9 protein-coding genes are annotated in these 13,767 nt (G+C 60.8%); 7 read left to right on the forward strand and 2 right to left on the reverse strand.

The genetic code is table 11. From position 1 onward, the window contains the following. Positions 1–48: 48 nt before the first annotated feature. On the reverse strand, positions 49–3,135 hold the full coding sequence (locus tag HU765_RS09480) for a membrane-targeted effector domain-containing toxin (RefSeq protein ID WP_186619881.1): 3,087 nt from the start codon (positions 3,133–3,135) through the stop codon (positions 49–51). A 101-nt stretch (positions 3,136–3,236) separates the two neighbouring features. After that, positions 3,237–3,941, reverse strand: coding sequence for a trehalose operon repressor (gene treR, locus HU765_RS09485; RefSeq protein ID WP_186619882.1), 705 nt, complete (start codon positions 3,939–3,941; stop codon positions 3,237–3,239). Between the two features lie 235 nt (positions 3,942–4,176). On the opposite strand from treR, the gene treP reads away from it, so the two are divergent. From treP to tadA, 7 genes are all read left to right on the forward strand, one after another. Beyond that, positions 4,177–5,619 (forward strand): PTS system trehalose-specific EIIBC component, encoded by a 1,443-nt coding sequence (gene treP / locus HU765_RS09490; RefSeq protein WP_186619885.1) that lies wholly within the window; start codon positions 4,177–4,179, stop codon positions 5,617–5,619. A 22-nt stretch (positions 5,620–5,641) separates the two neighbouring features. Next, the gene (treC, locus tag HU765_RS09495; RefSeq protein WP_186619886.1) at positions 5,642–7,288 is read left to right on the forward strand and encodes an alpha,alpha-phosphotrehalase; all 1,647 of its coding nucleotides are present in this window, start codon (positions 5,642–5,644) and stop codon (positions 7,286–7,288) included. 105 nt (positions 7,289–7,393) lie between these two features. Continuing rightward, positions 7,394–8,617 carry a carbohydrate porin gene (locus HU765_RS09500; RefSeq protein ID WP_186619887.1) on the forward strand — a complete coding sequence of 408 codons (1,224 nt, stop codon included), beginning with the start codon at positions 7,394–7,396 and terminating at the stop codon, positions 8,615–8,617. Between the two features lie 62 nt (positions 8,618–8,679). Then, positions 8,680–11,202, forward strand: coding sequence for a phosphoenolpyruvate--protein phosphotransferase (gene ptsP, locus HU765_RS09505; RefSeq protein WP_186619888.1), 2,523 nt, complete (start codon positions 8,680–8,682; stop codon positions 11,200–11,202). A gap of 2 nt (positions 11,203–11,204) precedes the next feature. Continuing rightward, positions 11,205–11,495 (forward strand): PTS transporter subunit EIIB, encoded by a 291-nt coding sequence (locus HU765_RS09510; RefSeq protein ID WP_186619890.1) that lies wholly within the window; start codon positions 11,205–11,207, stop codon positions 11,493–11,495. Positions 11,496–11,612: 117 nt separating this feature from the next. Continuing rightward, a complete protein-coding gene (locus HU765_RS09515) occupies positions 11,613–12,989 on the forward strand; it encodes a multicopper oxidase family protein (RefSeq protein WP_186619892.1) in 1,377 nt (458 codons plus the stop codon). Further along, positions 12,989–13,486, forward strand: a complete 498-nt coding sequence (tadA, locus tag HU765_RS09520) for a tRNA adenosine(34) deaminase TadA (RefSeq protein WP_186549148.1) — start codon at positions 12,989–12,991, stop codon at positions 13,484–13,486. Before HU765_RS09515 ends, tadA begins: the two co-directional genes overlap by 1 nt. The last annotated feature ends 281 nt before the right edge of the window (positions 13,487–13,767 follow it).

A 13,767-nucleotide genomic window follows, 5' to 3' on the forward strand; every position in this document is an offset into this window, starting at 1 on the left:
GGCCGCGTGAAACTCTGTTTCACGCGGCCTTTTTTATTGCGATTTGGCTCAGTCAGGAAGCCGGCTCTGCAATGTCAGCCCGGTCTCGGACAGGCGGTTAGACAAATCCTTCAGGCTGGCGAAGGCGATGTCGTTCACCCGCGGCCACGAGGGGCGGTGAAGGGACACGCGACCTTCACTCGATCGGGTCACAGGCGTGCGCTGGATCATGCCTTGCTTGCTGCGGTGCACAAGGGTGTAGCTGTCGCCGGTTTTCTTGAACAGGTACATGCCGCGTCGGTGCAGCAGGTTTTCCAGCGACTGCTCGGTCCAGTTCACCTGGTGTGCTGGTACCCGCAGACGCAAATCGGCACGTAGCAGGTCCGGAGCGCCCTGACGGACTGTGCCACCGGTAGAGGTGCCTTGAGGTACTTCGATGCCCGGGTCGGCCTCGATGCCCAAATCCTCACCAAGTCCCGCTTCCTCGATTCGCAGGCCGATCCCTCGTTTGATTTCGCTGAGTCCCGGCACACCCCGGAACGCATTGGTGTTTTGTGCATCGGTCAGTACGATCCATTTTTGCGGCGCATTGAGCAGGGCGTCGCCGGTCATGATGTCGCTGGCCAGGTAGGTGCCGATGATTTGCTCATCGGTCGGGGGCAGGGGCGTCTTCATTTTGTAACTGGCTGCGCAATCGATGGCCTGCACCCTGATCCCGTTCGCCTTGGCGGTTCTGACCAGCTCCAATGGCGTGAAACGTCCTTCAGGATCGGCGCCCAGGCTGCGCAGGTACTCCTCAAGGTCTTCGGACATTTCGCCACTGGTGAAATAGCGATTCAGTTCCACCTGCGCGAAGTCGCTGAGCAAGCCGCGCATGTAAAGGGTTTTTGCGTGCCGCGCGAGTGACGGCATGCTTTCGATCAGCCAGCGCAGGCTCGCGATACGATCGAGGGTTTGCCCGATCACCAGCCCTGAGGCGGCCTCATAGACCTGATCGACAAGCTCGGCATTTGACATCAACCGGCTGACATCCGGTAGGGCCGGGCGCTCCGGTTCGATCGTTCTGGGCATGTTCTGGAAAAACTTTATGGCCGAGGTTTGCAGTAGCTGACGCTTATCAGCCGCATAGGACTCGAACGGGTCTTCCATATCCATACCGCCAGCGCCGTCGGGCTGCATGACAACATGGGTTTGCTCCAGATTCATCGCCCAGGCTTTGAGTGATCGGCGCACCGTTGGATCGACGTCGTAGGAAGACCGCACGACCCGCGGGGGGCGTAGTTGCGAAGATTGCGGCGACTCCACCGCAGGGGCTTCGACTTCAGGCGGGACGAGCTCAAGGGTGTCGAGTTCGATGTCGGGCGCGCATTGCTTGCCGACGCATTGACCGCCGCCCTTGAGGCCCAGGGCAGGCATGCGCTCCCACAAACCTTCGCCATTAATGCGAACCGGCAATGCGTGAACGAGTTGGTTGGGCCTTGCCGGGTCGACAATAGCCCAGTCGCCAGCACCGCTTGAATCGGCGAACCAGCGCACGTAGTACGGTGTGTCATGCATCAGGATGGCGTAGGGCGGATCGCTGTCGAGACGGTAGATGCCGGCGAATTTTCCGGCTTCTTCACCGGGTGCCGTGCCATCAAGCAGCTCGTTGCATTGGTAGCGTTCGGGCACAGGCGCCGGTGTTTCGCTCGTTGCCGGTGCGGGCGGGGTTTGTTCGACGATCGGCAAAGGTGTGTCGAGGTCTTCCGGCGCGCGGATTTGTGCCTGCTCAACCGTGGTGCCGGACGTATTCAGCGCGTCGCTCATCTCGGCCATTTCCGCGGCTTCGGCCGCTTCAACCTGCGCCCCCACTTCCAGCATCGAGCCAGTTCCAGCGAGCAACGGAAGGTTAAACAACAGGTTGATACCACTTACCACTGCGCCCAGCACGCCGGACTTGCGCTCCGCCTCGCTCTTGCCATTTTCCGCCTGGTCGATATTCAGGCCCATGCTGGCAACTGTCGCGCCAATCACCGGCAGCGCCACCGGCCAGCCGATGACGGCCATTGGACCAAAAACCTTGAGGCCTGCGCTCAGGTAACCGATCCAGAGTTTCTTGCGCAGATCGGCGTTGGACGTCAGGGTCAGGTCGGCTTCGGCGAACATCGCGAGGCGGGTGCTATCGCGCAGCCAGGTGAACGCATCGCCGGCAAGCACAAGGTTTTTCCGATTGATCAGATGATGATCGGCACGCCCCCAAGTGCTGACCAGCCGATTCATCAGATCGGTCAGGTTCTCGGTCAGTTGTTGACGATTGGCGAGGGAGAAATGGTTCAGGAAGGATGCTCGGCGGGTTGCGTCGTTCATCTGTTCGAGCACCCACCAGTGCAACGCTGAAGGCGTCGCCTTGACGACGAACGCTTCGGTGGCGCCTGGCACATACAGGATCTGCCGGCCGTCGGGGGCGACGATGCGTAGCAATTGAGTTGCCACAGAGCCGTCAACATCGAAGGCACGGACGTCGCCTTTTGTCGTGTGGGCGGTCTGCAACATGTTCAGGGTGACGGGCCAGCTCAGCTTGCCGATCACAGAACCGGTCAGCCATTGAAAGTCGCTGTGGCTAATGTATTCACGTTCCAGCGCCTGTACTGCCTGGATGAGGAAATTGCACTTGGCCAAGGTGCGGAAGTTATCGGCGTGGCTGTCCCAGAAAGAACTCAGTTCATCGCGGTAATGAGCGCTGAAATCGAGGCTCCAGAACGCCTTTAATACTTCACTGCCATGCAGGCGCACCTCGTTGCGCTCGCTGAAGTTTTCGGCGTCCGGCCCTTCGCTGTAGAAGCCGCCATACAAGTCCAGAAGGTCGGCGTTGTCCTGGTCAGTGGCACGAAAGCGATGAATCACCAGTTGCGTGAGGGTCGTCGATTCGTAGGGCTTTTCAAGGCTGTGTTCCCAGCCGGTAAACGACCGGGTGCTGCTTAGGGCAGTCTTGAAACGGTGAAAGTAAACACGGTCCGGGTCGTGTTCGGGCAAGCCTTGGTCTTGCAGTAACTGGCGGGCGACTTGCTGCGCTGCATCGTGCAGGCCGGGGCAGGCCTGCACGACCAAAGCCGCGATTGCCTCGAGGGCGGCTTTGTCGGTTGCGTTGGGCAAGGGGCGCGGTGCGGTGACGTTCATGCTTTCTCCATCCTTGAGAAATGAAGCCTGAGCATGTCCGATTCACCCACCGAGGGTGCATTAACTATGTACCGCAGATGGCCGGTCGAAATGTGCGGGGGTCAGCGCCGCGCCACATCCGAAAAATAAAATTTATCCAGCGTATGCCGCGATTCGGTGTACTCGAATTGCCGACCGTCCTGCAGAAACGTCTGGTTGCTGACCACGATGACATGGCTCTGCCCGTCGAGGTCCAGATGCTGCTGGTCGTCCTTGCTGCACGGCACCGCTTCGATGGTGCGCTGGGCGTAGGCGATGTGCAGTTGCAGGGTTTGTTCGATGTGGGCGTAGATCGAGTGTTCGGCGATGTCTGCAGTCAGGTCGGGAATCACGGCGCTGACGAAGTGGTTGATGTCGAGGATGACCCGTTTGCCATCGATGCGCCGCACGCGCTTGATTCGGGTGATCGGGCTGCCGGGTTCGGCATGGATGTGTTCGAGCAGCGCACCGTCCAGCGGAACCTGGCACATCTCGACCACTTCGGTGCTGACATCGTTGCCCAGGCGCGGGTAGGTCTCCTGGAAGCTGACGATGCCGCCGAGCTGGAATTCGATCGGATGGGTCGACAGCACGAACGCGCCTTTGCCGTGAATTTTCTGGGCGAAACCGCGTTCCTGCAGCAACTCGATGGCTTTGCGCACGGTGCCACGGCTGGCCTGATAAGTGCCCATCAGTTCGGTTTCCGAAGGCAGCCGTGCGCCGCGTTCCAGGCGTTCAGTGGTGATGCTGGCAAGCAAATCGCTGTAGATCTGGTTGTATTTGCTCATTGGGTGGGCTCTGTGCTGGCACTACTCAAACGTCGAACCTTAAGGGCAGGGTAGGGGTTTGTCCATGTGAATGACGGAAATCATCTTAGGTCAAAGTAGGAAAAATCGTCGCTGATCCGATGTTTATCGGCAAACACAAACTCGTACAGACGAGTTGTTGCATAAACTCGTACAGACGAGTATTTTTCGCTTCTGCGTGCTGCCAATAACAACAATCCACGACGGAAGAACGAGCATGAGCCACGACTACCCCAACATTGCCCGGGAACTGCTGAAAAGCCTCGGTGGCAGCGACAACCTCGAACAGGCTGCGCATTGCGTGACGCGGTTGCGCCTGGCGCTGAAGAACCCCGCGCTGGTCAACGCTGCCGCGCTCAACGTGATCGATCTGGTCAAGGGCTCGTTCTTCACCGGCGGGCTGTATCAGGTAGTGATCGGGCCGGGGGAAGTGGAAAAGGTCTACGCCGAATTGCGTAAACAGACCGGTCTGGCCGCTTCGACCATCGCGGACGTTAAACAGAAAAGCGCCGAGAAGATAAACGCCATGCAGCGTCTGGTGCGGGTGTTCTCCGACGTGTTCATGCCGATCCTGCCGGCGCTGATCATCGCCGGCCTGTTGATGGGCATCAACAACCTGCTCGGCGCCAAGGGCATGTTCATCGAGGGGCAAACCCTGCTCGATGCCTACCCGAATCTCGACGGGCTGTGGAGCCTGATCAATCTGATGGCCAACACCTCGTTCGTGTTTCTGCCGGCGCTGGTGGGCTGGTCGGCGGCCAAGCGTTTCGGCGGCAGCGAAATCCTCGGCATCGTCCTCGGCCTGATGCTGGTGCACCCGGACTTGCTCAACGCCTGGAACTATGGCAAGGCTGTCGCCGGTCTGGACGGGCAACAACTGCCGTACTTCGACATCCTCGGCCTGTTCCAGGTGGAAAAGGTCGGTTATCAGGGGCAGATTCTGCCGATCCTGCTGGCGGCCTACGTGATGAGCGTGATCGAAAAATGGCTGCGGGCGCGAGTGCCCAATGCGGTGCAATTGCTGGTGGTGCCGATCACTACCATCGTTGTTACCGGCGTGCTGGCGCTGGCGATCATCGGCCCGGTAACCCGGCATATCGGTATCTTCATCACTGAAGGGCTGGTGATGCTGTTCGATCTGGCACCACTGGTAGGCGGGGCGATTTTCGGCCTCCTGTATGCGCCGCTGGTGATCACCGGCATGCACCACATGTTCCTCGCGGTCGATCTGCAATTGATCTCGACCCAAGGCGGCACCTTCATCTGGCCGATGATCGTCATGTCCAACCTCGCCCAGGGCAGTGCCGCGCTGGCGGTGTTCTGGATGACGCGCAACGCGCGGGATAAAAGCATGGCGTCGACCTCGGCGATTTCCGCCTATTTCGGCATTACCGAGCCGGCGATGTTCGGCGTCAATCTGCGCTACAAGTTTCCGTTCTACGCCGCGCTGGCCGGCTCGGCGCTGGGCTGCATGTTCCTGTCGCTGAACAAGATCCAGGCCTCGGCCATCGGCGTCGGCGGCCTGCCCGGATTTATCTCGATCATTCCGCAGTTCATTCCGATGTTTGTCATCGGGATGCTGATCGCCATGCTGGTTCCGTTTGCCCTGACCTGCGTGCTGAGCATGAAGATTGTCCGGCCGGGCTACCGGGTCGCCTGAAATCCAACCAAGGAATTGCGTCATGCAAGACTGGCAACGTTCGGTGATCTACCAGATCTACCCGAAAAGCTTCCACAGCCACGCCGGCAACGCGACCGGCGATCTGCTCGGCATCGTCGCCAAGCTCGATTACCTGCAATGGCTGGGAGTCGATTACTTGTGGATCACGCCGTTTTTGCGTTCGCCGCAACGGGACAACGGTTATGACATCAGCGACTACTACGCCGTCGATCCGAGCTACGGCAGCATGGCCGATTGTGAATTGCTGATTGCCGAAGCGGGCAAGCGCGGCATCAAGCTGATGCTCGATATCGTGGTCAACCACACTTCGATCGAGCACGTCTGGTTTCAGCAGGCGCGCAGCAGCCTCGATAACCCTTACCGTGACTTCTATATCTGGCGCGATCAGCCGAACAACTGGGAATCCAAGTTCGGCGGTTCGGCCTGGGAGTACGAAGCGCAGACCGGGCAATATTATCTGCACCTGTTCGACCACACCCAGGCTGACCTCAATTGGGACAACCCGAAGGTCAGGGACGAAGTGTTCAAGATGATGCGCTTCTGGCGCGACAAGGGCGTCGGCGGCTTTCGTCTGGATGTGATCAACCTGATCTCCAAACCTGCCGACTTCCCCGAGGACGACAGCGACGGTCGGCGTTTCTACACCGACGGGCCGAATGTGCATGCCTATCTTCAGCAGATGCACCGCGAGGTCTTCGAAGGTCATGACCTGATCAACGTCGGCGAGATGTCCTCCACGCGTCTCGAGCACTGTATCCGCTACTCGAACCCGCAATCGAAAGAGCTGTCGATGACTTTCAATTTTCATCATTTGAAGGTCGATTACCCCAACTTGCAAAAGTGGGTCCGCGCTGACTTCGATTTCCTTCAGCTCAAGCAGATCCTCTCGGACTGGCAAACTGGCATGCAGGCCGGTGGCGGCTGGAATGCGTTGTTCTGGTGTAACCACGATCAGCCGCGGGTGGTCTCGCGATTTGGCCATGACGGCGAGTACCGCGAGCTCTCGGCAAAGATGCTTGGCACCGCGTTGCACTTTTTGCAGGGCACGCCGTTTGTGTATCAGGGCGAAGAGCTGGGCATGACCAATCCGGGGTTCGAGAGCATCGAGCAGTACCGCGACGTCGAGACCCTGAATATCTTTCGTCTCAAGCGCGAAGCCGGCATCAGCGACCTCGACAACATGGCGGCGATCATGCAGAAGTCCCGCGACAACGGGCGTACGCCGATGCACTGGCACGCCGGCCACAATGCCGGTTTCAGTCGCGGCGAACCGTGGATCGGCGTGCCGGCCAATGCCGCGCAGATCAACGTCGCGCATCAGCTGCACGACCCGGACTCGGTACTGCATCACTATCGACGGCTGATCGCCTTGCGCCGCAGCGAAGCGCTGATCTGCGACGGCGTCTATCGCCAGTTGCTGCCCGAGCATCCACAAATCTGGGCATACCTGCGCGAGGGGGAGGGCGAACGCCTGTTGGTGGTGAACAACTTTAATGGCGGCCCGTGTGACGTCGAGTTACCGCCGGTGATCGACGAAACGCAGGCGCAGCGACTGTTGATCAGCAACTACCCGGACTGTCCGCTGCGCACGCGACATCTGCGCTTGCGACCTTATGAATCGTTCGTGGTGCACCTGACCGATCCCTGATCGATAACTGAAAAAACAATCTTTTTAAAAACACGCAGAACACTGCGCGGGTGACTTTTGCGCGCCGAATTCCTGCAACCACACAATAAAAACAACGGGTGGCATATGAAAACAACAATAAATCACAGCCTGGTCGTTGCCGGTTTTTGTCTGGCAATACCCACTTCTTCGCACGCACTGGAGTTCGGCGGCTACTTGCGCAGCGGGGTCGGTACGTCGCTCAACAGCAGCGGCCAATCGTGTTTCCAGCTAGCCGGTGCGCAAACCAAATACCGCTTGGGCAATGAATGCGAGCAGTACGGCGAACTCGAGCTGCGCCAGGACCTGTACACCCTCGACGATGGCTCGGTGTTAAGCGTCGACGGCATGGCGTCGCTGTATAACCGCTACGACCGCAGCCTGACGTTCAAGGAGGACAACGGCTCGATTCGCTTACCGCAGGCTTACGCGCAATGGTCGGCCATGCCCGCGCTCAACGGCGGCTCGCTGTGGGCCGGGCGGCGCTACTACAAACGTAACGACATCCATATTTCTGACTTCTACTACTGGAACCAGAGCGCTACCGGCGGCGGTATCGAAGACGTGCTGATCGACGGCCTGAAATACAGTTACGCCTTCTCGCGCAAGGACAATCTTTATCAGAAGGATTACATCAACCGGCATGACTTCAACGTTGGCGGTTTCAACAGCAACCCGGGCGGCGAACTGGAGTTCGGCCTGAGTTACATCGACAAGCCCGACCGCCGCGATGCGCACCGCGGCTGGGCCATTACCACGCAACATGTGCAGCAGGACTTTCTCGGCGGCAAGAACAAACTGGCTTTGCAATACGGTGAAGGCCCCGGCACCGGGCTGGGCTACACCGGCGACGTGATGCTCGACGATCGCAACAAGAGTTACCGCATCGTTGAGTTCTTCGACTGGCAGTTGACACCGCGTTTCGGCGGACAGGTCGCAGCGGTGTATCAGAAAGACATTCGTGCGGACGGTGCCGACCAGAACTGGATTTCTCTGGGCGTGCGCCCGACTTATGCGCTGACCGAGCAGTTCAAACTGGTGAGCGAACTGGGCCATGATCAGGTCGACGCGCCGGGAGGCACGCGCAAACTGAGCAAGTTCACGTTCGCCCCGACCTGGTCACCCAAAGGCCCGGAATTCTGGGCCCGCCCCGAGGTGCGGCTGTATTACACCTATGCGAGCTGGAACGAAGCCGCCAAGCGTGCGGCCAACCAACTGGCCAAAGGCTCGGCGTTGTCCGACACCGGTGCCTTCGGTCGCGCACGGCACGGCTCCAACGTCGGCTTGCAGGTCGAATACTGGTGGAAGTGAGCGATGCCGACGGTGTTTCGCGCGCCGTCGGCCCTTCAAAGAACGAACAAGCAGGTGATGTCATGGCCGTACCCCAACAATTGCAACTGCTGGCGCCGTTGTCCGGCGTTCTGATGGCGCTGGATCAGGTGCCCGATCCGGTGTTCGCCGGTCGGGTGATCGGCGATGGGCTGTGCATCGATCCGACCTCGTCGACGCTGTGTGCGCCGCTGGCCGGCGTGGTGAGCGACATACAGGCCAGCGGGCACGCCGTTACCGTGACCAGTGATGAAGGTGTGCAGGTGCTGATGCACATCGGCCTGGACACGGTGAACCTCGCCGGCGCGGGTTTCACTCCGCGCGTCGAAGCGGGCCAGCGGGTCGAGGCCGGGCAGGCGCTGATCGACTTCGATGCCGATTACATTGCCCTGCATGCACGCAGTCTGCTGACCCTGATGCTGGTGGTCAGTGGTGAACCGTTTACTTCGCTGGTCGGGACGAAAAGGCTAGTGCAAAGCGGCCAGCCAGTGCTGAGTGTCGGCAGCGCCGGAACGGCCAGCGTGACGCCGGACATGCCAAAAGGTGAGGCGCTGTTCTCCCCACCGATCAGCCTGCCCAACCCCAATGGACTGCATGCGCGACCAGCGGCGGTGTTCGCCCAGGCGGCCAAGCGCTTTACGGCAACGATCCATCTGCACCGGTTGCAGGCGCAAGCCAATGCCAAGTCGCTGGTGGCGATCATGGCGTTGCAGACTGGCCCCGGCGACAGCGTGCAGGTGAGCGCGCAGGGGGAGGATGCCGAAGCCGCCCTCGACACGCTGACCCGGCTGCTGGCCGAAGGCTGCGGCGAAAACGTGCCGGTGCCGGTCGCAACCAGCGAGCCGGAACTGCCCAACGTGCTGCGTGGGGTGTGTGCTTCGCCCGGTTCGGCGTTGGGGCAGGTGGTGCAGATCGTGGAGCCGACGCTCACCGTCAACGAGTTCGGTGCCGAGCCCACCGTTGAACGGGCGGCGCTGACCGATGCCCTGGTGGAGGCCGACATGGCTTTGCAGCACCTGTGCGACACGGCCAGTGGTGAAGCGCAGGCCGAAATCTTCAAGGCGCATCAGGAGTTATTGGCGGACCCCAGCCTTCTGGATCAAGCCCAGGCCCTGATCGATGAGGGCAAAAGCGCGGCGTTTGCCTGGAACACCAGCACCGAAGCGACAGCGGCGATGTTCCGGTCGCTGGGCAGTGCTTTGTTGGCCGAGCGGGCGGCGGATCTGGTCGACGTCGGCCAGCGAGTCTTGAAATTGCTTCTGGGTGTGCGCGAACAGACGCTGGTGTTGCCGGACGACGCCATCCTGATTGCCGATCAATTGACCCCGTCACAGACCGCCGGGCTGAACACAGATAAAGTGCTAGGATTTGCCACGGTCGGCGGCGGTGCCACCAGCCACGTGGCGATTCTTGCGCGGGCCTGTGGCTTGCCGGCAATTTGCGCGATGCCGGTGCAGATGCTCGCACTGGCCGACGGCACCCAGGTGCTGCTGGACGCAGACAAGGGCGAGTTGCAGCTCAACCCGAACGCGGAGTCCATTGATCAGTTGCGCGCCCGGCATGAACGGCAACGCCAACGCCATCAGCATGAACTGGCGCAGGCAACGCTCGCCGCGTGCACCCGCGACGGGCAGCACATCGAGGTGACCGCCAACGTGGCGTCACTGAGCGAAACCGCCCAGGCCATGGACCTCGGCGCGGGCGGCGTCGGGCTGTTGCGTTCGGAGTTTCTCTACCTGGACCGCCATCAGGCGCCCAGCCATGACGAGCAAGTGTCCACCTACAGTGCCATCGCTCGCAGCGTCGGTCCGTCGCACAATCTAGTGGTGCGCACCCTCGACGTCGGCGGCGACAAACCATTGGCCTATGTGCCGATGGACGCAGAGACCAATCCCTTCCTCGGCTTGCGCGGCATACGTCTGTGCCTGGAGCGCCCGCAACTGTTGCGTGAACAATTGCGTGCGGTGCTGGTTTGCAGTCAGCTGACGCGCTTGCACATCATGCTGCCGATGGTCACGCAGCTATCGGAGTTGTGGCTGGCGCGGCAGATGCTCGAGCAAGAAGCACAGGCGCTGGGCCTGGCTGAAATGCCGAAGCTGGGGGTCATGATCGAAGTGCCAGCGGCGGCGCTGATGGCCGATCGGTTTGCCCCCCATGTCGATTTTTTCTCCATCGGCACCAACGATCTGACGCAATACACCCTGGCCATGGATCGCGATCATCCGCGCCTGGCCAGTCAGGCGGACAGCTACCATCCAGCGGTGCTGCGCCTGATTGCCACGACCGTGCAAGCGGCACATGCCCACGGCAAATGGGTCGGGGTCTGCGGCGCCATGGCTTCCGAGCGTCTGGCGGTGCCGCTGCTGTTGGGCTTGGGCGTAGATGAACTGTCGGTGAGCGTGCCGTTGATTCCTGCGATCAAATCAACCGTGCGCGAGCTGAATCTGCCCGAGTGTCAAACCATCGCTCGGCAGGTGCTCGACCTGGAAAGTGCCGAGCAGGTGCGTGAGGCATTGCGCCTGCACAGCGAAGCGATTGCCGACACCACACCGATTCTGGAGAACTGATGATGTTCGATAAGTTGCAGCAGGCATTCTGGAAAGCGCTGACGCCGGATCTGGTAGCAGACGAGCCGAAAACGCCGACCGAGCCGGTCGTCGGCTTGAGTGCTGAAATCGTCGCGGCATTGGGCGGTGTGGATAACCTCAAGTCGCAGCAGGCGGTGGCGCTGACGCGGGTACGGGTGGAGCTGGCAGACGTCGCCTGCGTTGATCGTGAGGCATTGAGCCTTGCCGGTGTCGCCGGGGTCATGGCGCTTGCGGGCGGCGTTTTGCACCTGATTACCGGCCTGCGGGAATAGGCCAAAGCAGGCGTGCGGCCCCAGGTCGCCCTTACTGTTTCTCAACTGCGGGTGTATCGTATTCGCCTTTTACGGGCCCCCCGGGGCCTGTCGCTGATACGTGAGGTAGTTGAGTTCATGTCCTTTACCCGTCGCCAAATCCTCGGTGGCCTGGCCGGTCTTGTTGTCGTTGGCGTTGGCGCGGGGGGCGCATCGCGGTACTGGCTGGGCAAAATGGCCGACGCCGAGGCCGGTCACGACTATGAGCTGATTGCCGCGCCGCTGGATGTGGAGCTGGTGCCGGGCCACAAGACCCAAGCCTGGGCGTTCGGTCCGTCGGCGCCGGGCACCGAGCTGCGCGTACGTCAGGGCGAATGGCTGCGGGTGCGTTTCATCAATCACCTGCCGGTGGCGACGACGATTCACTGGCACGGCATCCGCCTGCCGCTGGAAATGGACGGCGTGCCCTACGTCTCGCAACTGCCGGTGCTGCCGGGCGAGTATTTCGATTACAAGTTTCGCGTGCCGGATGCCGGCAGCTACTGGTATCACCCGCACGTCAGCAGCAGCGAGGAACTCGGCCGTGGCCTGGTCGGGCCGCTGATCATCGAGGAGCGCGAGCCGACCGGTTTCAAGTACGAGAAGACCCTGAGCCTGAAGAACTGGCACGTCGATGAGCAAGGTCAGTTCGTAGAATTCAGCATCCCGCGCGAAGCGGCCCGTGGCGGTACCGCCGGGCGTCTGTCGACAATCAATGGCGTGCCGTTGCCGGTGATCGATCTGCCGGCCGGGCAGATCACTCGGGTGCGTTTGCTCAATCTTGATAACACACTGACCTACCGCATCAACATTCCCGGCGTCGAAGCGAAGATCTACGCGCTGGACGGCAACCCGGTCGAGCCGCGCCCGCTGGGTAAGGAATACTGGCTCGGCCCCGGCATGCGTATTTGTCTGGCGATCAAGGCACCGGCGGCCGGTGAAGAACTGTCGCTGCGCAACGGCCCAGTGCGTCTGGGCACGCTGCGTTCAGTCACCAACACCGATGCGCCGACTGACTGGCCGAAAGCCCTGCCGGCCAACCCGGTGGCCGAGCCGGATCTGGCCAATGCGGAGAAACTCAACTTCAATTTCGAATGGGTCGGCTCGGTGTCGGTGAACACCGAAAACGGCAAGCCGCCGAGTCTGTGGCAGATCAACGGCAAGGCCTGGGACATCACCGACAAGACCTGCGCCGATCGACCGATCGCCAGCCTCAAGCTCGGCCAGAGTTACATTTTCGAACTGAAGAACATGACGCAGTACCAGCACCCGATCCACCTGCACGGCATGAGCTTCAAGGTGATTGCGTCGAACCGGCACAAGGTCGTTCCGTACTTCACCGACACCTATCTGCTGGGCAAGAACGAGCGCGCGCAAGTGGCGCTGGTGGCGGATAACCCGGGGGTATGGATGTTCCACTGCCATGTCATCGACCACATGGAAACCGGCCTGATGGCCGCGATCGAGGTGAAGTGATGCGCCAGATTCGCCCGGCGGCGATCATCGACCGCAGCCGCGACCGCGACTTCATGCGCGAAGCCCTGATCCTCGCCGAACAGGGCGCTGCGCTTGGCGAAGTGCCCGTGGGCGCGGTGCTGGTGCAGGACGGCGCCATCATTGGTCGCGGTTTTAACTGCCCGATCAGCACCAGCGACCCGAGTGCCCACGCCGAAATGGTCGCGATCCGCGCCGCCGCGCAGGCAGTGGATAACTATCGCCTGCCGGGCAGCACCCTGTATGTGACGCTGGAACCGTGCAGCATGTGCGCCGGACTGATCGTGCATTCGCGGGTGGCGCGGGTGGTGTATGGCGCGCTGGAGCCGAAGGCCGGGATTGTGCAGAGTCAGGGTCAGTTTTTTACCCAGGGCTTTTTGAATCACCGGGTGCTGTATGAGGGCGGGGTATTGGCTGAAGAATGTGGCGCGGTGTTGACCGAGTTCTTCCGCGCCCGCCGAGCGAAACCCGCTGAATAAACACCGCCCCCGGTAGGAGTGAGCCTGCTCGCGAAAGCGTCAGCAATTACAACATCGAGGGTGTCTGACACACCGCTATCGCGAGCAGGCTCACTCCTACACAGGGCCGCATTTCAACGGCAGTAATGCAGTCAAATTGTGGGAGCGGGCTTGCTCGCGAAAGCGTCGGTACATTCAGAATGAATGGTGACTGACACACCGCCTTCGCGAGCAGGCTCACTCCTACACAGGGCCGCATTTCAACGGCAGTAATGCAGTCAAATTGTGGGAGCGGGCTTGCT

The organism is Pseudomonas sp. SWRI81 (genome assembly GCF_014268545.1).
Lineage (GTDB): Bacteria > Pseudomonadota > Gammaproteobacteria > Pseudomonadales > Pseudomonadaceae > Aquipseudomonas > Aquipseudomonas hamedanensis.

Excerpts from the sequence above, each read along its gene's own strand:
- HU765_RS09480 (WP_186619881.1), bottom strand. The coding sequence starts at position 3,135 with ATGAACGTCACCGCACCGCGCCCCTTGCCCAACGCAACCGACAAAGCC.
- treR (WP_186619882.1), bottom strand. The coding sequence starts at position 3,941 with ATGAGCAAATACAACCAGATCTACAGCGATTTGCTTGCCAGCATCACC.
- treP (WP_186619885.1), top strand. The coding sequence starts at position 4,177 with ATGAGCCACGACTACCCCAACATTGCCCGGGAACTGCTGAAAAGCCTC.
- treC (WP_186619886.1), top strand. The coding sequence starts at position 5,642 with ATGCAAGACTGGCAACGTTCGGTGATCTACCAGATCTACCCGAAAAGC.
- HU765_RS09500 (WP_186619887.1), top strand. The coding sequence starts at position 7,394 with ATGAAAACAACAATAAATCACAGCCTGGTCGTTGCCGGTTTTTGTCTG.
- ptsP (WP_186619888.1), top strand. The coding sequence starts at position 8,680 with ATGGCCGTACCCCAACAATTGCAACTGCTGGCGCCGTTGTCCGGCGTT.
- HU765_RS09510 (WP_186619890.1), top strand. The coding sequence starts at position 11,205 with ATGTTCGATAAGTTGCAGCAGGCATTCTGGAAAGCGCTGACGCCGGAT.
- HU765_RS09515 (WP_186619892.1), top strand. The coding sequence starts at position 11,613 with ATGTCCTTTACCCGTCGCCAAATCCTCGGTGGCCTGGCCGGTCTTGTT.
- tadA (WP_186549148.1), top strand. The coding sequence starts at position 12,989 with ATGCGCCAGATTCGCCCGGCGGCGATCATCGACCGCAGCCGCGACCGC.